The 22,226-nt window shown below is 69.8% G+C and carries 21 protein-coding genes; 8 read left to right on the top strand and 13 right to left on the bottom strand.

Annotated features, from left to right (window positions below):
- Positions 1-53: 53 nt before the first annotated feature.
- Positions 54-827: a hypothetical protein gene (locus tag DSM112329_RS00905; RefSeq protein WP_354699922.1), complete on the top strand. Its 774-nt coding sequence runs from the start codon at positions 54-56 to the stop codon at positions 825-827.
- 186 nt (positions 828-1,013) lie between these two features.
- Here the strand turns inward: DSM112329_RS00905 and DSM112329_RS00900 are convergent, their stop codons facing one another.
- The 3 genes from DSM112329_RS00900 to DSM112329_RS00890 all read right to left on the bottom strand — a co-directional run bounded on the left by DSM112329_RS00900 (position 1,014) and on the right by DSM112329_RS00890 (position 4,674).
- A complete protein-coding gene (locus DSM112329_RS00900) occupies positions 1,014-2,453 on the bottom strand; it encodes a hypothetical protein (RefSeq protein ID WP_354699921.1) in 1,440 nt (479 codons plus the stop codon).
- A 9-nt stretch (positions 2,454-2,462) separates the two neighbouring features.
- Entirely contained in the window at positions 2,463-3,197 is a 735-nt protein-coding gene (locus DSM112329_RS00895; protein WP_354699920.1) for a transposase, read from the bottom strand.
- 85 nt (positions 3,198-3,282) lie between these two features.
- Complete coding sequence (locus DSM112329_RS00890) at positions 3,283-4,674, bottom strand: hypothetical protein (protein WP_354699919.1); 1,392 nt, start codon at positions 4,672-4,674, stop codon at positions 3,283-3,285.
- A 431-nt stretch (positions 4,675-5,105) separates the two neighbouring features.
- Between DSM112329_RS00890 and mobF the strand changes: the two genes are divergently transcribed.
- The 3 genes from mobF (at position 5,106) to DSM112329_RS00875 (ending at position 8,929) form a co-directional block, all read left to right on the top strand.
- Positions 5,106-7,745: a MobF family relaxase gene (gene mobF / locus DSM112329_RS00885; protein WP_354699918.1), complete on the top strand. Its 2,640-nt coding sequence runs from the start codon at positions 5,106-5,108 to the stop codon at positions 7,743-7,745.
- Positions 7,742-8,287 (top strand): hypothetical protein, encoded by a 546-nt coding sequence (locus DSM112329_RS00880; protein WP_354699917.1) that lies wholly within the window; start codon positions 7,742-7,744, stop codon positions 8,285-8,287. Before mobF ends, DSM112329_RS00880 begins: the two co-directional genes overlap by 4 nt.
- Positions 8,288-8,386: 99 nt before the next feature.
- Positions 8,387-8,929: a hypothetical protein gene (locus DSM112329_RS00875; protein WP_354699916.1), complete on the top strand. Its 543-nt coding sequence runs from the start codon at positions 8,387-8,389 to the stop codon at positions 8,927-8,929.
- A gap of 95 nt (positions 8,930-9,024) precedes the next feature.
- On the opposite strand, the gene DSM112329_RS00870 is transcribed toward DSM112329_RS00875, so the two are convergent.
- The 9 genes from DSM112329_RS00870 to DSM112329_RS00830 form a co-directional block, all read right to left on the bottom strand.
- Positions 9,025-9,192: a hypothetical protein gene (locus DSM112329_RS00870; protein ID WP_354699915.1), complete on the bottom strand. Its 168-nt coding sequence runs from the start codon at positions 9,190-9,192 to the stop codon at positions 9,025-9,027.
- Positions 9,193-9,266: 74 nt separating this feature from the next.
- Complete coding sequence (locus tag DSM112329_RS00865; RefSeq protein ID WP_354699914.1) at positions 9,267-9,872, bottom strand: hypothetical protein; 606 nt, start codon at positions 9,870-9,872, stop codon at positions 9,267-9,269.
- Entirely contained in the window at positions 9,869-10,657 is a 789-nt protein-coding gene (locus DSM112329_RS00860) for a hypothetical protein (protein ID WP_354699913.1), read from the bottom strand. Before DSM112329_RS00860 ends, DSM112329_RS00865 begins: the two co-directional genes overlap by 4 nt.
- Positions 10,658-10,690: 33 nt before the next feature.
- Entirely contained in the window at positions 10,691-12,316 is a 1,626-nt protein-coding gene (locus tag DSM112329_RS00855) for a hypothetical protein (RefSeq protein WP_354699912.1), read from the bottom strand.
- A 110-nt stretch (positions 12,317-12,426) separates the two neighbouring features.
- Entirely contained in the window at positions 12,427-12,600 is a 174-nt protein-coding gene (locus DSM112329_RS00850) for a hypothetical protein (protein WP_354699911.1), read from the bottom strand.
- A gap of 414 nt (positions 12,601-13,014) precedes the next feature.
- A complete protein-coding gene (locus DSM112329_RS00845) occupies positions 13,015-13,473 on the bottom strand; it encodes a TraM recognition domain-containing protein (RefSeq protein ID WP_354702535.1) in 459 nt (152 codons plus the stop codon).
- Between the two features lie 32 nt (positions 13,474-13,505).
- Entirely contained in the window at positions 13,506-14,612 is a 1,107-nt protein-coding gene (locus tag DSM112329_RS00840) for a type IV secretory system conjugative DNA transfer family protein (RefSeq protein ID WP_354699910.1), read from the bottom strand.
- Complete coding sequence (locus tag DSM112329_RS00835; protein WP_354699909.1) at positions 14,609-15,043, bottom strand: hypothetical protein; 435 nt, start codon at positions 15,041-15,043, stop codon at positions 14,609-14,611. The genes DSM112329_RS00840 and DSM112329_RS00835 overlap by 4 nt, the downstream gene beginning before the upstream one ends.
- 238 nt (positions 15,044-15,281) lie before the next feature.
- The gene (locus DSM112329_RS00830) at positions 15,282-16,250 is read right to left on the bottom strand and encodes a hypothetical protein (protein WP_354699908.1); all 969 of its coding nucleotides are present in this window, start codon (positions 16,248-16,250) and stop codon (positions 15,282-15,284) included.
- A 67-nt stretch (positions 16,251-16,317) separates the two neighbouring features.
- Between DSM112329_RS00830 and DSM112329_RS00825 the strand changes: the two genes are divergently transcribed.
- The 3 genes from DSM112329_RS00825 (at position 16,318) to DSM112329_RS00815 (ending at position 19,454) form a co-directional block, all read left to right on the top strand.
- A complete protein-coding gene (locus tag DSM112329_RS00825; RefSeq protein ID WP_354699907.1) occupies positions 16,318-17,478 on the top strand; it encodes a L,D-transpeptidase family protein in 1,161 nt (386 codons plus the stop codon).
- Positions 17,479-17,517: 39 nt separating this feature from the next.
- Entirely contained in the window at positions 17,518-18,519 is a 1,002-nt protein-coding gene (locus DSM112329_RS00820; RefSeq protein ID WP_354699906.1) for an NADP-dependent oxidoreductase, read from the top strand.
- Between the two features lie 95 nt (positions 18,520-18,614).
- Positions 18,615-19,454: an adenylate/guanylate cyclase domain-containing protein gene (locus tag DSM112329_RS00815; RefSeq protein WP_354699905.1), complete on the top strand. Its 840-nt coding sequence runs from the start codon at positions 18,615-18,617 to the stop codon at positions 19,452-19,454.
- Between the two features lie 4 nt (positions 19,455-19,458).
- On the opposite strand, the gene DSM112329_RS00810 is transcribed toward DSM112329_RS00815, so the two are convergent.
- Complete coding sequence (locus DSM112329_RS00810; RefSeq protein ID WP_354699904.1) at positions 19,459-20,799, bottom strand: patatin-like phospholipase family protein; 1,341 nt, start codon at positions 20,797-20,799, stop codon at positions 19,459-19,461.
- Positions 20,800-20,906: 107 nt separating this feature from the next.
- On the opposite strand from DSM112329_RS00810, the gene DSM112329_RS00805 reads away from it, so the two are divergent.
- Complete coding sequence (locus DSM112329_RS00805) at positions 20,907-22,208, top strand: Glu/Leu/Phe/Val dehydrogenase dimerization domain-containing protein (protein WP_354699903.1); 1,302 nt, start codon at positions 20,907-20,909, stop codon at positions 22,206-22,208.
- Positions 22,209-22,226: the final 18 nt, after the last annotated feature.

Genomic DNA, 22,226 nt, shown 5'->3' with positions numbered 1-22,226 from the left:
CCGCGAACCCCCAACCGAAGGACGTTGCGGCATCCTGCGGAGGACCGCGACTGATGTACGCCCGACTCCTGCGGATGTCCGCCGACGATCTGGACGGACTCGTCGATGCTCTGAGAGCGGTGGATCCAGGATTCGCGCAGGTCGTTCCACACGCGCCAGGCGACGAGCGCGATCGAGCGGGACTGCTCCGCCAGTACCTGCGCCACCTGCTGAAGGTGCCGGACGACGGTGACCTGCCGGAGTACATGCGCCGTCGCTTCGTTGAAGTAGCCCGCGACTTCGGACTCGGACCCGACCTCGACACGTACTCCGACGCGGACCTCGCCGAAGCTCTGATCGACGTGGTCCTTGAGCTCACCGGGGACCTGGATCCGCGCGCGAGAAAACGCACGAAGAGGGCCGATGACTGGGACGCCTTCGCGACCTACTTCCGCACGCTCCGCGACCGCGACAGAAGGGCCGCCGCGATCGACGAGCTACGCGCCGCGCTCGGTGAAAGAGCGGCGGCGTCATTCGACGACGAGAACTTCAACGCCTACGAGCGAGACGCCGCACGGCTCGCCGGAGGAGCCGCCGGAGTCACCACAGCCGCAGTCCTTAAGTCGGCGATGGTCGTCGGCGTAGTGGGAGTTGCTGCGCCACTGGCGAGCGTCGCGGCGACCGGAGCGGCCGGTGCTTACCTCGCCGGGCTCAGGAGAGGAAAGGCGCGCGCCGACGACCGCGCAAAACGCGCCCGCCTCTCTACCCGTGTCCAGACTGTCATGGTCATAGCGGTCTGGATCACCCTCAACCGAAACGCCGAGCGCGCGTCGGCTGGTCCGGGCTGAGAGGTGGCCACCGGCTCGCTTCCTGATCATCGTTCTGCGGTGCCACGCGGCGGGCTCTACCTGTTCGCTCGTCCCGACAGTGCGCCGTTATTTCGGTTGATTCGCGGTGTCGAGCGTAGGCAGGATTCGGCCGAAGGTGCCCTGTGGAGGTCGACCCGCGCACATGCCGACGCCGTCACCGTCAAGTCAGCCGATCCGGATAGCTAACGTTCGTTTGGCGGACGGGAACTTAAGACCATCTGCTGCGGACGCAGCGATGGTGTAGCGGCCGGCGGCAAGTGGACGGCCACCGCGACCCGCAAGTGGAACCTTGAAGGTTCCGGCCTTTAGCGTTGCCGACACGAAGCGCCGAAGCAGGGCTCCTCTGCGGCGTATCTCGACAGTCAGCTTGCTGGGAGAGCTGAGGCTGCCGGTCAGTGTCCGTCGGCTGAAAGCGAGCGCGCTCAGATTTGGTGCAAGGGCGATTCTTCGAAGCTTGCTGGTATCAGACCGACGCGCCCAGACGTAGCCAGCAGGATCGACGACGGGGTCGTTATCGAATTCGGCCAAGCTGAGGCTGAACCGCAACCAGGTTGTAGGCAGGGTACCGGGCGACGGCAACCGTCCGATGACACCTCCGCGGGGTCCGAGTCCCAGAACGTACGATCGATTGCCCGATCCGGAGAACTTGAGACCGCCGGCGTAAACATCGGCGGGGTAGTCACGAAGAGTGATCTTCCCGGTCGCGGTCAGGCGACCCAGACGAAAGTCCGTCGTCGTCGAATTAGCGTTCAGACGCCGTTCGACGCCGTAACGAAACCAACTGCCGTCAGGGTCGCGAAAGTTCTCTTCAAGCGACGGGCCGACAAATGCCGGAGCGCCTGATGGACTCAGCGGAAAATCATATCGCTGGCCCAGGACTCCTGAAGCGTTCAGTTCCAACGCCGAGGTACCTGATGTTACGCCGAGCACATTGGAGTCCGCGAAGTCGGCGTTCCACAAGAGAAGCTTCCCTGTAGGTCCCCGTTCTAAGAAGCCTATGGAGGTCTCCAGCTCCCTAAACCGGTGCGGGAGGATCTCGACCACCCCAGCTTGCGTGATGCGGCCATAACTGGAACGTTGAATCTGATCGGCGTCGGTCGCAGCCTGGGGAACGTCGGTTCGCAGGAACCACAATGATCCGTCCGGGCCTTCGCTCAGATGGTCGGCCCGCTTCGCTGTCTGCGTCGAGCGTCCGCTGAGTTCCGGCACGGCGAAGAATCGAAGTGCTCCGTCGGGAGCGATACGCCCAAACACTTGGACGTCAACCTCAGAGCCGACGCCGGGGGTCGACTCGCCGACGACGTCTGCCACGAACCAGATAGCACCGTCTTGACCTGCGGTCAGCGCGCACGGCGCATCGTATCGCGGCCCGATTCCGAAGTAGCGAATCTGGCCGGTCGGGGCAATGCGCCCAATGCGATGGTCGTCGTTGAACCACACGCTCCCATCGCGTGCTTGCGTGAGCTGCGCGTTGGGACAGCTGTCGCTCGCGCTCTGCACGCCGACAGTGAAGGTCCTAGATGAGGTCGCCCACGCGGCGGAGGCAGAGCCCAAGAGGAGAGGAAGGACACATGCCACGAGCGTGCCGACGCCCAGTCTGATCATCGGCGGATGCTAGCTGCCGCGAAGCAAGCGCACTGCTGATATGGGCGTGGGTTGCCAAGTGGGCAGCGCTGATCGCCGTCCCGGTGGGCCGTGTTCGGGTGGGTCGGGACGCCGGGCTCGTTGTCGGCGTTGCCAGTCTGATGATGCGGGGGTTGGGTACCCCAGGGCGATGGTTCGTGCTGCCGGCTCTCGCTGTCTAGGAACGAGCGTGGCCGCTCCCGTCGCTTGCGGGCGGGACCGGCTGCTCATAGCACTGTCGCGTGTGCCGGCCGCGTGCGGCCCGACACCCCGGCCCACCGGCCAGGTGCTGCGTTGTCGCCGACGGTTAGTCGGTGGCGGCGGCCCAGAGGAAGCAGGACAGCTCGCGGGCCATCGCGACGACGATGACGTTGCCGGGCTGCCGCGGGCGCGCGTCCGGCGTGGACCTTGTGCAGCCGACGCTGCGACCTGTTCGCGATCGCCACGACCTCCGGGGCCCTGGCCGTCCTGGCGGCCGACGAGCGCGGCGCCGACCCCGGGTGTTCGGGCGTAGTGCCAGGCGGACTCGACCAGCAGCCGACGGGCGAGCGTTGAGCCGGTCTTCATGATCCCGCCGCGATGCGCAGACTCGCCGGACTGGCTCAAGATCGGCGTCAGGCCGAGCCACGCAGAGCGCGGTCGGGCGCGCCATGCGCGAGGCGGTTGACCCGCCGACCGCGCCGATCCTGTTACGCGCGCTGATGCCGTTCGCGTTGACGACCTCACCGGGGCAGGTATGAACGTGCAGTTTCCACGGTGTGGCGCAGATGTAACGCTGAGCAGCTTGCGCCGCGAGCGGACCCCTCGACCTTCAGCCGCGAAGCGTTGAGGTCAGGGTGGTTATCGCTTGAACCGTCTCTCCCAATCGCGGATCCCTGCCTATCCAGGTCACGGTCGCGCGGTTGGCACCGTCTACGGCTAGACCCGCGTACAGAGCGTCTCGAGAAACCGGTGACACCTGAATCGCTTTGGCAAAAATCCCAGCACGTGACCCATAGCGGGCCTGAATCGATGACCGCGACCTTCGGGGCCCGAACGTTCCACCTCGGTACCACACGATTATCGGATGTCCCAGACTGTCAAAGGCTGTCGCCGGGGTATCAGCATTCCGGCCCGCGGCCGATACGTTGAAGGGCGCGGCGAACCGTTGAGGGACTCGCGCGTATGCGCCTCGAGCGACACGCGACTTGGCCACGTTCGCGGTCCAAGTGACGACGGAGGCACCGCGAGGGCCTACGGCGACACCGAGGCTGTCTTGGTAGGTGTCGGTCCCCGACACGGGCACTGGTCCTGCAATCGCGCCGGAACTCGCGATCGTCGCCGCGCTGATCCTTGTTCGGCGACCGCGCGAGGGCACGGACGGCAACGAATCGCGCCAGACGACGACGGCAGACCCGTCAACGGACTGGGCGACTTCAGGGCCGTAAGGATCGGCAGCGCGTACCGATCGAACGGGCGAGAAGGATGTACCACGCGGGCGCACCACAGTTTCGATTCTGGCGCCGTTTGACCACGCGACGACGATATTCCTGCCGCCCGCGGTTCGCACGTTGCTCACACCCTGCTTAGAGCCTCCCGCGGCCACCGCGAACTGCTGCGCGGGTGCGAAGTTGCCCCCACGCGGGCGGACGGCGATCTGGACTCGCTCGAAGTCGGGATCGGATCGCGTCGACGTGAGGTCTCGGCTGATCCAAGCCACTGCCGCGTCGCCGTTGCCGTCGAAGGCCGGCTGGGGCGGCCCTCCTCCTGGATAGGTTTTATCCGGGAGGGCGATGGCGAGGTCGATGGCTGGCGCGGGCTTTCCATCGGAAGAAACAGCAGCGACCGCAACCGTGTCGATCTGACCCGCCTGCGCCGCACGCGTGAAAGCGACCAAGGCGTTGCCGTCGGCATCGATAGCAACGTGCGGCTCGGAAACCGCTTCGCTTTCAGGTGAAAGCTCGGTCGCCGGTCCGAACTTCTGGCCAGCCGGTCGGTAAGCGGACCACACCCGGTCGCGCTGATCTCCGCCTCCCGTTTGCCAGGCGACCAACGTGTCGCCCTTCGAATTCGTCGCAACTTGAGGAGTGCTGGTGTTGCCGCCGAACGCCTGCACTGCGCCTAGGCTCGTGGGCACGGGGAAGGCTGCGGCGGCGACGGCGGGACACGTTGCGACCGCCGCCCACGTGGCAGCAACCCGCAAAACACAGCCGGTGACGTTCACGCGCGCAGCCTACCTGGGGGCGAACTCCGCCCGAAGCGCTCGCAGGAGGCGGTGTTGCTGCAATCGTTGTCGTCCTGCAGGAACGGACGTGACCAAGACCCCTCCAAACGACGAAACCGCCCAGAACGCAGGCGGTTTCGGGGATGGAGCTAAGGAGACTCGAACTCCTGACCTCTGCCATCCGAGAGTGGCCTGAGCAGCCCCGCGACACGCGACGAGCAGCTACATCACACGACTTGACTCAGCAGCTAAAGGATGACGCCGCAGACGAAGGCCATGTTCGCGTAACGCGAAATTACGACACAGACTAGATGCAGGAGCTGCCGCCGTAACGGCCCGTAACGCGGTCGCGTGGTGGCACAGCATGCGACTCGCGTCGCTATACGGAGCATGCTCTCCTCCCCCACCTCGGCCGTCGTAAGGCCGCGACCATGATGACCGTCCGCTCGATCCAAGCCGACGGTGCCGGCGACTACGCCGACTACCTGGACGGCAAGACGGTCGCGCCGGAGCGCGGCGACTACTACCTCGGCCGAGACGGCGAGCCGGCCGAGGCGCCGGGACGCTGGCTGGCCTCTCCGGAGAGCCTGCGCGCGGTCGGTGTCGAGCCCGGTGTGCCGGTGACGCGCGAGGACCTTGTCGCGCTGATGCAGGGCCGGCGTCCGGGTACCGAGACGTTTCTGCGGCCGGCGGGTCCAACCGGGCTTCGCAACGCCGGCGTCGACGTCGTGATGTCAGCGCCGAAGAGCGTGAGCGTCGTCTGGGCGCTGGCCGGTGAGGCGCAGCGTGAGGAGCTTTGGCGGATCCATGAGCAGGCGGTCCGGCGGGCGGTCACGCACATCCGGGACACGGTGCCGCTGACTACGCGGCGCGAGGGACAACGCGACGTGCCAGCGGTCGCGGACGATCTGCTCGCGGCGGAGTTCCGACACTCGACCTCGCGTGGCCTGACGGGCCGTGTTCCGGATCCGCAGCTGCACTCACACGTCGTCGTCACGAGCGTGGTCAAGGCGGACGGTCGCGTCGCCGCGGTCCGCGACCGGGCGATGTATCGCGCGGCGCGCGAGGGCGGCGCCTTCTATCGGGCCGCGCTCGCAGAGGGGCTCGAGCGCGCCGGCTACGCGGTGACGGCAGGCACTGGCAAACACGGTCGCTACTTCGAGGTCAGCGGCGTGAGCGCGCCGGTGATCGACGCGTTCAGCGGCCGCGCCCGTGAGATCGAGCGGATCGTCCGCCAGTTCGAGGCCCGGGAGGGGCGCCGGCCGTCGGAGAACGAGCTGCAGCTGATCAAGCTCGACAGCCGCAACGACAAGCTTCCCCACACCCGCGGCGACCTCCGCGACGCATGGGCAACGACCGCCCGCGAGCATCATCAGGCGGCGATCAGCCCGAACCCGCGCCGGGCATCGTTCGCGGATCACGACCCCCGCTGGGGAGACCGGGTCGAGGACACCCTCACGAGGCAGCGGGCCACGTTCGGCGCACGCGAGCTCCGAGCCACGGCACTCGAACAGGCCGCCGGTGCCATGACCCCGGAGACGGCGTTGGGACAGCTCACGGCGCTCGAGGACGCAGGAAGGCTGCTGGCTCTGGAGGGCGGCAAGTTCACCACCCGCCGGCTCCGCGCGATGGAGGTGGCGATCACCCGCCACGCCGCGCAGATGCGCGAGCCCGGTCGCGGATCGCGACCGGCACCCCCTCGGGCGCTTCGCGCTGCCGTCGACCAGGTGGCGGAGCGACTCGGTACGCCGCTCTCGGTCGAGCAGCAGGATGCTGTGCGGCTGCTCGCCGGGCCCGAGCGCCTCGTCGCGCTGGAGGGTCAGGCCGGGACGGGCAAGGGCGTGGTGATCGACGCCGTCGCGCGTGCAGAGCGGATAGCCGGACGCCACGTGATCGGGGTCGCGACCGCCGGCGCCACGGCACAGCGCCTCGGCGAGGACTCCCCCGCCCTCGCTTCCCGCACGCTCACCATCGCGTCGCTGCTCGCCCGCCACGGCCAGACCGGTGATCAGCTCGGACCGGACACCACCGTGTTCGTCGACGAGGCCGGCATGATCGACACGCCGACCCTGCACGCTCTGCTCAAAGTCGCGGCTGGCAGCGGGGCGAAGCTGGTCGCGATCGGCGACGGCAAGCAGCTGCCGGCGATCGGTCCGGGCGGCATGTTCGACCAGCTCACCGCCCGCGCCCCCAAGGCCACCCTGAGCGAGGTTCGCCGCACGCGTGACGCCGAGGAGCTGCGCGCGTGGCGTGCGCTGCGCAATGGGCGTCCCGAAGCGGCGATGGCGCACTACCTCGCCCGCGATCAGCTGCACCTCGCCCGCGACCGCGACGATGCGCTCCGCAGCGCCGTGGAGCGCTACGACCAGCTCGCCGGTGAGCACGGCCGCACCGAGGTGGCGCTGATGAGCGACGGATCGACACATGAGATCGAGCGCATGAACGCCCGGGTCCAGCAGCTGCGCCTCGCCCGCGGCGAGCTCGGCGGCGACGCCATCCCGCTCCCAGCCGCGGAACCGGACGGCGAGGAGCCGTTCTATCCGCTGCGCGCCGGCGACCTCGTCGCCTGGCGGCGGATCCAGCGTGTCCCGGGAGACGCCCGCATCGAGAACGGTACCCGCGGCATCGTCACGAAAGCCGACCCTCGCCACGGTCGCGTGGCTGTGGCGCTGATCGGCTCCAAGCGCGAGGTCACCGTTGACGGCGACGATCTCGCCGGCCTGCGGCTGGGATACGCCCAGCACGTCGTCCGCCAGCAAGGCGCCACCGTCGACCGCGCCGTCGCGGTCGCGGTCACCGGCGGCTGGCAGACCAGCCGCGAGAGCGCCTACGTCCAGGCATCCCGCGCCCGCCACGGCATCGACTGGCACATCGCCCGCGACGAGCTCGGGGAAAGCGGCAGCGACGTAGAACGCATCCAGCGCCTGGCCGGGCGGATGACCCGCAGCGACGCCAAGCACGCGAGCATCAGCGAGCCACTGGCCCGACCCAGCCTTGATCCGATGTTGCACCCGGCTCCCCTCGCGACGCCTACATGGACTCTCCCGCTCGACCTGCCGATCGAGCGATGAGCCACCGCGTCTCAATCACGCTCGACGACGACGCATTCGACGCGCTGCAGTCGATTGCCGCCGCGCGAGGACTGCGGCCGACCACCCTCGCCGGAGAGGCCGTCGTCTGCGCGCTCGGCGATCAGCTCCACCGGCCGGTCCCGACAGACGAAGAGACCGTCGACCGGGTCCCGACAGCAGCGTCGCGGCCGAGCATTGACGAGCAACGCGGCGTGTCTGGCGACGAGCGTGCCCGTTGGCTCGAGCTCGGTCGCGGCGAGCCGTGGAAGCGAGCAATGTGGGAGCTGGTGAGGCAGCTCCGTGTGGCCTATCCAGACCTAGCCGAGGCGCTCGGGACCGGCTGGCATCACGACCGGGCGTCTCGCGACGGGGTGCTTGCCCTCGCTGTCTGGCGCGCGGAGCTGGACGCCGGCATCCAGGCGGACCCGCGGCTTGAGCACCAGTGGCTCGCCGCCCTCCGTGACTTCATGCGCCTCCTGCACGATCGACAGGGCCATGTCGGCAGCCTGGTAACGGAGTCAGAGCGACCGACGGACTGGTGACACCTCACGTTTACGACTGTGCCAAGCAGTGCCGAGCAGTGCAGCGCCGCGTCAGAATAGTCGCGGCTGTCATGCCCTCAGCTGAGCAATGATTCAAAGATGACCTCCGACTTGGATTTGCAGGCTCGCGCTTGCCGGACCGGCGAGGATATTCGTGCCTGGTTTCAGGCGGCGCATGATCCTGCAGACGCCGACCATCTCACGCTTCTGCAACAAGGACGTATCTACGAGCCAAAGGCGCTAGCCGACAAGCGGCATCGTCGCACCGCAGGCCAGCGGACCGACCCGGAGTACGCCTGCGTTTTAAACGCGCAGTTGGTCACCATGCAGCGATCCTGGAACTACGTTGAAGGGTTTGCCGTACGCGCCGGCGACCACTTAGGCGTTCAGAACCATGCCTGGAACTTGGGCGCAGACGATAGGAACGCCGACACGACGTGGGACGTAGAGGGCATCGCCTATTTCGGGATGCCCTTCACCTATCTGGAGGTCATCCAAAACTGGAGGTGTAACGCGGAGTCGCGGACGCCTTTGCTCCCCGGCTTGGCAGGCCTGATCGGTCCCATCAGCGTCGGTGACTACATGGGCGTCCGGATGGACGACGACGGCCGCTTGGTCTTCGACGGAATAGTCGACGACTAGTCGAGTCGTCACTGAGTTCGTTCCCCAGCGAGCATGGCTCAGACCTTCGCGTCGTCGTAGCGCTCGATCACGCCGTTCGTCGTCGAATCGTCGGGTCAGTAGTTCTTGCCGTGGGTCGGGCATAGGTAGCCCTTCTGCCCGCACGCGTTGCGGCACTGGGACATGCCGACCTTGCCCTGCCCCTTGCAGACCTTGCACGCGGTCATCCGGACCTTCTTCCCGCACTTCTTGCAGTGGGCGTACTTCCAGGGTGGGTACATCATGGGTTCATCACCTCGTGTTGAATGGGGTAGGTCGGGCCAAAGGGCCAGCGCGTGGAGGACAGGGCGCCAGCGGGCTACCCGGCGTTCGGGGCATTGCCCCAGGCCTGGATGAGCGCGTCGCGGTCACCGGCCGGAACACGGTCCGGGACTTTGCGATCGCACGAACGGGCGTCCGGTGCCATCACGGCGCATCCGCTTCCGCGGTAATGCGCCAGACCCATGGCGTGTCCGATCTCGTGGATCAGAGCGAGCTGCCGCGGATACCCGGCCTGCGCCGACATGGTGATCACCCCGCGTTCCGTCGGCCGACATGGAGTCGACGTGCATCTCACGCCGGTGCGTCCCACGGTGCCCTCGGGGAGTGCTCGGTCGGGCAGCATCACGATGTCGGCCGTGTCCTTGTCGGCCGTGATCGTGACCTCGACGTTGGCCCCGACGCCGTTCCAGAAGGCGACGGCCTTGGCCATCCTGTCCTGGGGCTCGGCGCCCGGGTAGATGGAAAAGACACGGTCGACCTTGGCGGCGGCCGGTGTAGGCGGCGTGGACAACGATGTCGATGACGTCGGCGTTGGGTGAGAGGCGCTGGGTGGCTTGGCGGGCTCGCGGGCGAGGACGAGGGCGCCGCTCGCGGCGAACACGGTGAGGGCCGCTGAGAGGATCTGCGACGTCGGGCTGTTCATGGGATCGCCGGACAGGACGTCGGGACGTCACGTGAGCGCGTGGCGACGAAGCCGATACCGGCCTCGTTGAGCGTGTCGCCGAGCAGCTTCTGTCCGTTGCGCAGGGTCTCGTCCGTGAGGTCGGACTCGGCACCGGCCGACACGAGCATCACGCAGCTGGCCTTCAGCGGTGCCAGGAGCGGAACGAACTCGTCCAGCAGCGCCTTGGGCACATCGGTGGTGCGGAAGTCCACAAGGCCGCCGCTGGGCGTGCGCTCGATCGCGATGCCGTCGCCGAGCAGGATGATCGTCGCGGGCACGCCGCCGTGCGCGTTCAGCTCGGTCGCCATCTTGATGAGCCCGTTGATGAACGGGGATCCGTTCGTCGGCGGGATCGTGGCGAGCGGCCCGAGCAACGTGTCCTGCACGAAGGCCTCGGCCTCCTTGATCAGCGGCTTGATCACGGGCTTGGCGTTGAACGCCATGGTGCGCTTCGGCGTGAGCTCGAGGGACAGCAGCTCGAGGTCCGACTCCACAGCATTGTTCTGTAGGCCGACGCTGATCCGGCCGCAGGAGTTCGCGGCCCGGGCGACCGCCTGCGCCGCGACCGCCGGGCCCAGGTCCTGGCTGGTCGCCAGGTCAGAGGCGCTGGTTGAGGGGACGAGCACGACGCGCTCGGGCACGTCGGGGCAGACCGCCTGCATCTGCTGGCCGCAGCCGGTCGCGAGGAACGTCGCGACGACTGCGGGGATGATGAGCGCCGGGAACTTGAACGGCTGGTCCCAGACCTTGATGAAAATGTTCATGGTGTTGATGCCCTTGCTCTCGTAGGGGTTGAACTACTGGCTCTCGCCCGTACCGGCGCCGCCGTTGCCGTACTTGTTGGTCATGCGGTCGGGCTGGTAGCGGTAGAGCGGGCTGTCCTCCGGGGCCGGCGACCCGATCACCGGGCGGCGCTCGACCGGCGAACCGGTTCCGTCCGTCCCGCTCTGCTCGCCGGGCTTGCGGCGCGAGCTGAGCAGCATCAGGAGGGCGGAGATCCCGGCACCGATCGGCACCGCGAGCAGGGAGACGACGAAGCCACCGACGGCCCCGAGTCCAAGGACGGCGATGGCCGCTTTCTGCATCCCCGTCAGCCCATCGGATTCCGGGTTCGCCGCGACCGGGTGCGGCACGTCCACTGGGCGGATGTCGTCGCCCTCGGGCAGCTCCTCGGCGCGGGCCTTCGCGCGAGCCGAGGTCGCGATCGCGACGGCCCACTTCTCGTGCGCGGCGATCTCCTGCTTGACGCCGGTGACCGCGATCGCCTCGATCTTGGAGGCCTCGACCTCAGCAGTAACGCCCTTCGCCTCGCGGACGAGTGCCGCGGAGTCAGCACGCGAAGCGGAATCCCGCAGGATCTCGATCTGCTGATGCAGCGCCTCGAGTTCGGTGGCCGCATCCGCGACCTTGGCCTTCGCGGCCTCGAGCTCCGCAGTGGCTGACGTCCGCTGCGCCAGTGCGTCGCCGAGGTCGGTACCCGCCTCGACTACGAGGTCCCTGCGCATGCGGAAGTCCTTGTACGTCGCTGAGGCGTAGCCGACGAGCAGCGACACGAAGCAGGCCGCGAGCGTCGCCGCCGTGAGCGCGGCCGTGCCGCCCTCGTCGCCTTCCCGTAGCGCGTCAAGGCCAGTGACGAGCTTGATCATGATCAGGCTGAAGATCCCGAGCATCAGGCCGCCAACGATCCGCCCCGGTAGCCGCATGGCCGCCAGGGCGAACCCGGCAGCCGCCGAGGCGATGATCAGCGACGAGCTGACGCCGGCTGAGATCAGGTAGGTGCCGTACTGGATGCTCGTCACGACCAGATCGGCGATCGCCGGCTCGAGCACGAACGTCGTGACGATCATGTCCAGCACGGCGACGATCACCATCAGCGTCGACGACAGGGCGACCCACTGCATCAAGCTTCCGGGTCGCGTGTCCTGTTCAACCCCGGTCGGCCGGATGTCGGCCACCTTGACATCCGCCGCTTCGAGCCTCGTCTCGGCCAGCGGCACCTCGGCCTTGGCCGCGACAAGCTTCGCGTCGGCCTTCGGGACGGCCGACGTCTCAAGCCGGTCGGCCTTGACGCCGTCCGCATGCCGGTCAGCCACGATCTGCTGCACCTCGACCGGTGTCGTCTCGACGATCTTCAACTGCTCCGCGGCAGCGGCCTGGGCCGGGCCGATGATCGCGCCCTCTCGCACTTCGCGAACCCCGCCGTAGGTCTTCCGGACCTCGTGGTTGAAGGTCGTGTCGTCGACCGCCTGCATCGCGATTCCGTAACCCTCGGCGAACTCGCGGATGGCCTCGGGATCGCAAACTTCGCGAGCTGTTCGCTTCAGGGCACCCGGGGGATCCTCCGGGTGACGCTTGATGTCGTGCAGCGGAGCACCGCCCGCTTGCTCCTTGGCTCCATCGTCGTCCGCCGGCGGCAAATCCACCGGCGGAGGCGGGGACGCCGGAGGGACCGAACCGATCCCTCCCAGGCGATTAGCGGTCACCTCATCGGGAGCACCGCCGTGGCGCCGGATCCCGTCTCGCTCGAAGAGGCTCATGTCGCCGGCTCCGCCGGGGCCTGCCACGGGCAGTCCTGGTCGTCCGCCGGCATGGGCTCGTCAGTGAGCCACCAGACGTCCACGTCGGTGACCGACATCTTGATGACCGGATTGGTCTCGAACGTGACGTCCGAGGACGCCACCTCCACCTGCATCCTGCTGGCCAGCATCTCGATACGCTCCTGTGTGTCTGATCGGTGGACCCAGGAGTCCGGTTCCTTGGCCTCAGAAACCGGGCCGGACTACCTGGGGAACTTCTTCCGCGAAGTCGGTGGACAACAAGGCCCGCGGTCGCGTCGGTTGCGCCGGCGACAGCCAGCGTCACCGCCATCCTGAAGAGCGCGTTTTCACGCGCGCGACGCCGGCGTTCGAGTGGTCGATTCGACGCCGGTGAAGGGAACGTCAGGTCCAGCGTCTGGCAGGTCCACGGTTCGAGCTCCTAGCGGGACTGGGAAGGGCCGCGGAACGTAGTTTTGCATACTCACATAACGATTGCAATCTAGGCAGAACGAATCGTGATGCACGCCATGATCAGGCGTCGCTGCGGGCGGGGCCTGCGCTGGCGTGTCAGCGCGGCGAGCGGGTCATGCACTCTTGCCGTGCTCGATGAGCGCCTTGAGATCTCGGCGCTGCCAGTACGGCAAGACCCTTCCTCTGGCAGGGAGCTCGCGGCTTGCGATCAGCAGGCCCTCGCCGAGGGCGAGCTGCTGCAGCGTCTGGGCAGTCACCTTGTCCCTGTCGCGATGGGCGCTTGATCGGGCGCGGCGACCGCCGAGACTGTCGACGTCGTAGGTGATCTCGTCGACGCGCTCTGCGTCCAGCAGGGCGACGAGGTGCTCACGGGTGCCGGGGTCGTGGATCGGGCCGAGGACGAGGGTGGTGAGGCTGTTGCCGAGGATCTCCGCCCCGCGATGTCCGTAGCGGGCGGTGATCTGGTCGAGGTTCTGCCAGACGGTGGCGATCCTCACGCCCCAGCCGGCGCTGATCGACAGCAGCGACGGGAGGTCGTCGGTGGCGGCCAGGCGGCTGGCCTCGTCGAGGATGATCCGCAGCGTCGGTTCCAGCGGGCCATGCTTCAGGTCCCGCCGTCTAGGAGACGGGACGGGGAGAAGTCGCTGTAATCGCTCGCCTGAACGGAGGCGAACTCGTAGGCGTCGATGAGCTGCCCGCAGGTGGCGATCGTCAGCGACCGCGGCTTCGTGTCCGTCTTGCGGAAGGCGTCGAGGGTCTCGGCGGCCAGATCGGCGCCGTGGGTGCGCAGCAGGCGGAGGGGCTCAGCGTCCTCGCGGCGCAGCCAGCGGTTGACGGTGAGCATGTCGCGACCGGCGAGCTTGGCGGCGTGCAGGAGGGCGGCGAGGACACGGCCCGCCTCCTTGTTGTAGAAACGGCCGCCGTCGGACTCCTGCACGTCGCTGCCACCGGTCGTGTTGGCGGCGAGCCACCGGGCCATCATCTGCGCGCCCTCCCAGGTGGCGCACCCGTCGAGCGGCGTCCAGCCGCACGCGGGCAGCGGCAGCGCGTCGTCAGGTACGCCGGGGCCGTAGATCCAGACCGGTCCGTGGCGCAGTCGGGCGCCGGCGGTGAGCGCGACGATGTCGATCTTGGTCGATGTGACGACAGCGGGTCCCTGGTGCTCGAGGGTCCACGCGGTGACCGGGCCCGTGGTCTTGCCCGAGCGGGTCGGTGCGATGAGCAGAATGTGCGACTGCGGGGCGGTGCCGATCATGCGGCCGTCCAGACGGATCGTGCTCCACGAGTCGGGCACGCCGGCAGGCATGTGCCGCAGGTCGCGGGGGCGGGCGAACGCCCGCGGCGTGATCCGGCGGCGCGGATCGTATGGGCGCAGCGCCATGACCCGCCGACCCCTGGCCCGGTCCACCCGGAGGGCCAGCCAGCCGGCTGCGCCCAGCCCCGTCAGCATCACGGTCGCGAGCGTCAGCCAGAACCACGCCGCTCCCGGCAGCAGGCGTGCGGTGGTCGGGTCGAACGCGGCAGCGGGGTCGCCGGCATGCCACGGGACCTGGGCCATCCCCACGATGCCCTCGGTGAGCGGTGGCAGCTGGCCGCTGGCGAGTAGCGTCACGGCGGCGAGCAGCAGGTAGAGCAGCGCGCCGACACCCGTGGCGACGGCGGTCAGCAGCAGCAGGTGCAGGGCGAGGCGGTCCTGCTCGTCCTTGGTCATGACGGACCCTCCTCGAGCGCTTGCTGAACGGTGCGAGCCGTGGGAACGACGGTGCACGCCGTCACGCGCCAGCCGCGGCGCGTGCGGACGAGCCGGACACGACTGATCACCACCTGCGCCGAAGGGGCGTTCGCGCCGGCCGCGTGCTCCTCGGTGCCGACGGCAACGAGCGCGGTGCGCCGCGTGAGACGGCGGGAGGCACGGGAGACCAGGCGCGCATGCGTTCCGGTCCCCGTGACGCGCGCCTGCTCCACGTCCGCGGCCGTCGGCGCCACCTCGGCCAGACGCCGGGCGAGGGCCGGGGCCGCGAGCTCGCGCTGGCGGGCGGCAGCGCGGAGCATCGTCCATGGCGTGCTGAGGCGCGCGGCAAGCACGTAGGTGATGGCGACCTGCTGCGCCTCCCGCGGCGCCGGCACGGGCACTCGCGGCACGGACGGCTCCCGCACGACCCTCGGCGCCGCAGGGAGCGGCCCCGGGTGGCCGCATCCTGCCTGGCACAGCAGGAGCCCCGCGATCGCCACGCCGCCGAGACGGTCACGGCAGCACCTGGGTCACGTAGCCCGTCCCCGGGTCGCGGAAGCGGCGCAGCAGGCGGCGGGCCGACCCGGCGTCCTGCACGCCGCCGGCGGTGCCCGGCGGCGGCCCGCCCGGGGCCGCGACCGGACTGCGCTAACGCGACCGGGGGATGATCCGGAACTCCGGGCCGGTCGACCCGGCGAACTGCGAGTTCGGCAGCCCGACGAAGACGCGGTACGTCCCGGCGTTGCGGATCCGGACGCTCTTCGCGTAGCGGGCCTTGGCCGTCCCGTAGCTGCGGGTGTAGACGCCGCCGACCGTCAGCCATGCGCCCGTCGATCCCTTGCGCTGGATCGCGACCTGCGCCGGCACGAACCGCGGGGTCACGGTCCCGGCGAACCGCACCAGCGTGCCGCGCCGCGGGCGGGTCGTGCTGACGGCGGTCCGCACCGTCGGCGCGACGCCGACCAGCACCGGCGCCGAGACCAGGCGCTTGCCGGTCGTGGTGTAGACGCGGTACTGCACGTTCTGCGTGAGCCCGGCCACCGTCAGGGCGAAGCTGCCGTCCGCGCCGGTGACGACCGGGCTGACGGGTGCGTTCGCGAAGTCCGGGGCGGTGAACGGGAAGCCCTTCTGCTGCAGCTGGATCGTCTTGCCGGGGCCGTGGGTCCCGGACAGCACGCCGGTGATCGTGGTCGCCCCGCCGAAGCCGACCGGGTTCGGGGTCGCGGCCACGCTCAGCGAGAGCGGCACCTTCGCCGTCCGGAACTGCCGGTCCTTGCCCGACACCACGCCGTCCTGGTTGCTCGCCACGACGCGGTAGTGGTAGAGCGTGTTGCCGGTCAGCCCGGCGAGGTCCGCGCTCACGCTGACGGTCTTGGAGCCCGACCCGGCCGGGAACGTCGCCGTGCCGCCCCCGTACTTGCGGGTCGTCCCGTACTGGAAGCTGTAGGTCGTGCTGCGGCTGCGCGGTGCCACCTTCGCGCTGAGGCGCACGGAGGTCGACGTGACCTTGCTCGCGGCGCCCGTGGCCACGCCGGGCGCCTTGGCGGCAGCGACGGTGGGCACCGCCGTCAGCGCGAGCGTCGCCAGCCCGGCCATGAGAGTCAGTTTGCGAACCATGGCCCGTACCATGCCCGCCGCGGGCGTGACCGACGCCCGCTCCTCACGTTTCCTCATACTGGTGCCCATGTTCAAGTCCCGCGCGACCCGTCCTTTCGTCGTCCTGCTGGTGCTCGCGCTGGCCGCAGCCGCCGCAGCGGTCGGTGCGACCCCGGCCCCGGCTGCGACCGCGAAGGCGACGCCCATCAAGCTCTGGTTCACCGGCGGCGAGCAGTTCAGCGTCGTCGACCGCACGATCCAGACGTTGAGCACGACCGCCCTGCCGACCGTGAACGCCCTGCTGCGCGGCCCGACCACGCAGGAGAAGGCACGCAACATCGCCACGCAGATCCCGGACGGGGTGAAGGTCGTCCGCCTGACGATCGACGGCAAGGCCGCGGTGATCGAGCTGTCGCCCGCCTTCCTGAAGGGCGTGCCGCCGGCCGCCGCGGACCGCACCGCGGCGCAGGAGATCACGCTCAACGCGCGCCTGGGCCAGGTCATCTACACGCTGACCCAGTTCAAGGAGATCACCTCGGCGAAGGTCCTGAGCGACGGTCACCTGCTGAGCCTGCAGAGCCCGAAGACGCAGACGAAGACCGCGGCGGGGACGCTCGGCCGCAAGGACTTCACCAAGCCGTCCACGCCCCCGGCGACCGTCGGCAGCGGCCCCGCGACGCCCGCGCCCGCGCCGGCGCCCGCACCCGCTGCTACCGCGCGGCAGCTCCAGCAGCGGCTCGCCGACCTGGGCTACCTGCCGGCGGACGCCGTCGACGGCAAGGCCGGCTACCGGACGACCCAGGCCGTCATGGCGTTCCAGGCCTGGCAGGGCCTGGACCGGGACGGCGTCGCCGGGCCGCTCACCCGGCAGAAGCTGCAGCAGGCGAGCCGGCCCAAGCCCGGCGGGCGCGGCCCCTCGCGCCGGATCGAGGTCTACCGGGCGAAGGGCGTCGCGCTGCTGATCAGCAGCGGCAAGGTCGTCCGCGCGATCCACGTCTCCTCGGGCGGGCCGGCGACCCCGACGCCGACCGGCAGCTACAAGGTCTTCCGCAAGGAGCTGCGGTCCTGGTCGGTGCCGTTCAGCGTCTACCTCCCGTACGCGTCGTACTTCAACAACGGCATCGCCTTCCACGAGTACGCGGACGTTCCGGCGTTCCCGGCGTCCCACGGCTGCGTCCGCGTCCCGGCCCCCGAGGCCCCGGGCGTCTACGCGTTCGCGTCCAACGGGACGACGGTCGTCGTGATCTGACGCGCGTCCCGGGCCCGCCCACCCGGATAGGTTCGGGACATGAGCGTCACGAGCCACCAGTTCCGCCTCGCCGCCCGCCCGGTCGGCCTGCCGAAGCCGACCGACTGGGACCGGACCACCGAGGAGCTCGGCGATCCCGCCGACGGGCAGTTCCTCGTGCGGGTCAGCCACCTCTCCCTCGACCCCGCCATGCGCGGGTGGATGAACGACGCCCGCTCCTACATCCCGCCGGTCGGGCTCGGCGAGGTCATGCGCGCCGGGGCAGTGGGCGAGGTCATCGCGTCCGCCCACCCGAAGTTCGGCGTCGGCGACCACGTGTCGGGTGCGTTCGGCGTCCAGACCCACGCACTCTCAGACGGCGCCGGGGTCGTGAAGGTCGACCCCGAGCTCGCCCCGCTCCCCGTGCACCTCGGGATGCTCGGCATGAGCGGGATGACGGCCTACTTCGGGCTGCTGGACGTCGGCCGCCCCGAGGCCGGGCAGACCGTGGTCGTCTCCGGCGCGGCCGGCTCGGTCGGGGGCGCGGTCGGGCAGATCGCGAAGATCAAGGGCTGCCGCGTCGTCGGCATCGCGGGCGGCGCCGACAAGTGCCGCCACGTCGTCGAGGACCTCGGCTTCGACGCGTGCATCGACTACAAGAACGAGAGCGTCAGGGCCGGGCTGCGGAAGCACTGCCCGGACCGCATCGACGTCTACTTCGACAACGTCGGCGGGGACATCCTGGACGACGCGCTCGCCGGACTTGCGATGCACGCGCGCGTCGTGATCTGCGGCGCGATCTCCCAGTACAACGCGACCGACAAGGTCGTCGGTCCGTCGAACTACCTGTCGCTCCTGGTCAGCCGCGCGTCGATGACGGGCATGGTCGTCTTCGACTACGTCGCGCGCTTCGAGGAGGCCGCAAAGGAGATGGCCGGCTGGATGGCCGAGGGCCGCCTGCACGGCCCGGTCGACATCACCGAGGGCCTCGACAACTTCCCGGACGCGCTGAACGGGCTGTTCCGGGGCGAGAACACGGGCAAGCTCGTCCTCGCCCTCTGAACGCTGACCCCGCGTTCCGCAACCCCGGCGGTGGCCAACCCACGGATGACGCGGTGCGCGTGCCCGCCCGGCGGTGGTCGGTACGCTGATCCGGCGTGCCCGACGACCCGACTGCCCCCCGCCCGGCGCTCCCCGCCGGCCCCCAGCCCGAGGCCGGCGGCACCGGCGGGCTGAAGAAGCGCCTGCTGGCGGTCGACGGCTCGCCCGTCGCCGTGAAGGGCGCCTCGCGCCTGCGCCGGACGCTGCCCGGCGACTCCCGTTACGGCGACGCGTTGTCGACCGCGAACCAGCTCCCGCACGACCTCATCGGCCGCGAGCTCGTCGCGATGTCGGCCGAGCGCCCGAGCGCCGTCCGCGAGCTCGGCCTCGGCGCGCTCCAGGTCTGGCAGAAGCTGTCCGAGGGCCTCGGACGCGGCCACGGCGACCAGCCGGTCACCTTGCTCTTCACCGACCTCGTGGGGTTCTCGACGTGGGCGCTGGAGGCCGGCGACAGCTCCGCCGTCAACCTCCTGCGCAAGGTCGGCGATGCGCAGGAGGACGCCATCGCGACCTACGGCGGCCGCGTGGTCAAGCGCCTCGGGGACGGCCTGATGGCCGTGTTCGTGACCCCCGAGGACGCCGTCGCGGCCGCGGTCGAGGCGCAGGAGCACATCGGCCACGTCGAGGTGGACGGCTACCGCCCCCAGCTGCGCGCCGGCGTCCACTCCGGCACCCCGCGCAAGCTCGGCGGTGACTACCTGGGAGTCGACGTCAACGTCGCCGCGCGTGTCGCCGACGCCGCGAAGGGCGGCGAGGTCCTGGTCTCGGACCCCGTGGCCGACCACCTGGAGGCCGACGGGCACGCCTACCTCTACCGGATGGGCCGCCGCAAGCGCCTGAAGGCGGCCGGCACGCCGAAGGAGCTCCGGGTCTGCCGCGTGCAGTCCGCCGACTGACCGCTCAGCGACGGCGCATGGCGCGGAACTCGTCCAGCACCTGCTCCTCGCGCAGGACGTCGGCGCCCGCGGGATCGACCTGGAAGTCGTGCGCGGCATCGGCGCACCAGAACCGCGGATGCCGGTCCAGCCAGCGCTGCGCGTCCGCGGCACCCGCCTCCAGCAGCCGCGCGACGAAGTGCTCGTCGAACATCAGGAACGACAGCAGCTCGCCGCGGGCCCGGGTGCGGTCACCGCCGAGCAGCCGGGAGAGGACCGGGTAGTCGGGCGAGCGCAGCCCGCGCCAGCCCGAGTAGTGCTTCTGGAACACCTCCTCCGCGATCGCGCCGATCTCCCCCTTGCGCTCCGGCGCGACCAGCGCGTAGGAGACCTTCTTGTACGGCTTCTTGCCCTGCGAGGTGCGGTAGTTGCGGGCCGCCTGCGAGAACCCGCCGCCGCCGGAGCTCTCGGCGTAGAAGGTGTTGACGGACGCCAGGCGGTGCAGGTCGGCAGCGACCTGGTCGACGAGCAGGCCGTCGAGGATGTTCGCGGTGACGTCCGCGAGCCGCGGCTGGACGGGCGTCACCGGACGCGGGGGCGGGGCGGCGAACGGCTCGAAGCCGATGACGATCACACGGTCCGCGCCGAGCGCGAGCGCCGGGGCGATCGGGGAGTTCAGGCGCGTCCCGCCGTCGATGTAGTAGTCGGCGGCGCTCGTGGGCGTCGTCACCTCGACGGGCGGGAACAGCAGCGGGATGGCGGCGCTCGCCCGGACGTGCTCGGCGGCCAGCGCGCCGACGCGGACGTAGCGCACGTCCGTCGACGCCTTGTTCGGCGGGACCTTTCCGTCGGTGTGGACGAACGCCACCGGCCCGCCCCGGGTCAGCGCGGTCGCGATCACGCAGACCGCGTCGAGGACGCCCATCTTGACGTTGCGCTGCAGCGCCTCCCAGTTGATCCAGTGGTCGAGCGACCCGGCCAGCGGAGCCGGGTCCATGATCGACGCGAGCCGGACGCCCGGCACCTCGAGCAGCTCGCCCAGGAATCGCAGGCCGGTGAGCGGCAGCGACGGCCCGATGATCGGCTTGATGACGTCGCCCTTGCGCATCTCGCGCCACCGGGCCAGGGCGAGCTGCGCCTGTTCGGCCGCGGGCTTGTCGGACATCGAGCCGAGGAACGCGGCGTTGATCGCGCCGACGCTCGTCCCGCACATGATCGTGATCTTCTCCCCGCGCGCCTCGAGCGCGGGCAGCAGGACCGAAAGGGCGCCGGCCTCGTAGGCGCCGCGCGCGCCGCCCCCGGGGAGCACGATGGCGATCCGGGGCCGGCCGGATCCGTTCGTGCTGGTCGCGCCCTCGTGCACCATGACCCGCAAAGGATCGCGCACCCGACCTTCCGGCGCACCGACCCCGGGTCCAGCAGCCATCACGAAATCTTGTCCACCGGGACCCTGGACAGTGGAAGGATCGCGGGATGACCGACATCGACCAGTCGCCGCGAGCCGCGAACCTGGCCCCGAGCGCCCCGGCCCACGCCGGCGAGCTCTCGCCCTACGAGATCGCGCAGCACTACTTCCAGGTCGCCGCCGATCGCCTCGAGCTGGCGGACGACGTCCGTGCCGTCGTCGGCTCCGCCTACCGCGAGGTGCAGGTCCAGATCCCGGTCCGCCGCGCCGACGGCCGGATCCACGTCTACTCGGGCTACCGTGTCCAGCACAACGGCGCCCGCGGCCCGTACAAGGGCGGGATCCGCTACCACCACGAGGTCGACCTCGACGAGGTCCGCTCGCTCGCCGCACTGATGACGTGGAAGACGGCCATCGTCGACATCCCGTTCGGCGGGGCCAAGGGCGGCGTCAACGTCCCGGCCGGCGAGTGCACCCAGGACGAGCTGCAGCAGATCACGCGCAGCTTCATCGACAAGATCTCCAAGGTCCTCGGCCCCACGCGCGACATCCCCGCGCCGGACGTCAACACCAACGCCCAGACCATGGCCTGGATGATGGACGAGTACGGCAAGCTCAACGGCTACACGCCCGCGATCGTGACCGGCAAGCCGATCTCCCTGGGCGGCTCCCTCGGCCGCGAGGCGGCCACCGGGCGCGGCGTGATCATGTGCTTCAGCGAGGCGCTCGAGTCCCTGAAGCTCACGCCCGAGGACACCCGGGTCGTGGTGCAGGGCTTCGGCAACGTCGGCTCCTGGGCCGCTCGCATCGTGCAGGACATGGGTGCCCGGATCGTCGGCGTCAGCGACGCGTTCGGCGCGGTCCAGTCGGAGGCCGGCATCGACGCGCACGCGCTCCACGCGCACCTGGCCGAGGGCGGCAAGCTCGTCGAGTTCCCCGGCGTCGACACGATCACCCCGGACGAGCTGCTCGGCCTCGAGTGCGAGCTGCTGATCCCCGCGGCGCTCGGCGGCCTGATCCACGCCGGCAACGCCGACACCATCCAGGCGCGCGTGCTGATCGAGGGGGCGAACGGCCCGACGACCCCGGCCGCCGACGCGATCCTCCACGACAAGGGCGTCTTCGTGGTGCCCGACGTCCTCGCGAACGCAGGCGGGGTCGTCGTGAGCTACTTCGAGTGGGTCCAGAACCTGCAGCACTTCCGCTGGTCGGAGGCCGACGTCAACGAGCGCCTCGGCACGATCATGTCGCGCGCGTACCAGGAGGTCGCAGCGCGGGCCTCCAGCGACGCCGTCCCGCTGCGGACCGCGGCGTTCGAGGTCGGCATCGAGCGCGTCGTCGCCGCCGCTCGCACGCGCGGCTACATCTGAGCCAGGCTGTGCAGTGGA

Origin of the sequence: Paraconexibacter sp. AEG42_29 (genome assembly GCF_040581415.1) — a bacterium.
Taxonomy (GTDB): Bacteria; Actinomycetota; Thermoleophilia; order Solirubrobacterales; family Solirubrobacteraceae; genus Paraconexibacter.
Note: the sequence above shows the minus strand (reverse complement) of the source record. Positions and strands in the feature narration are given on the sequence as shown.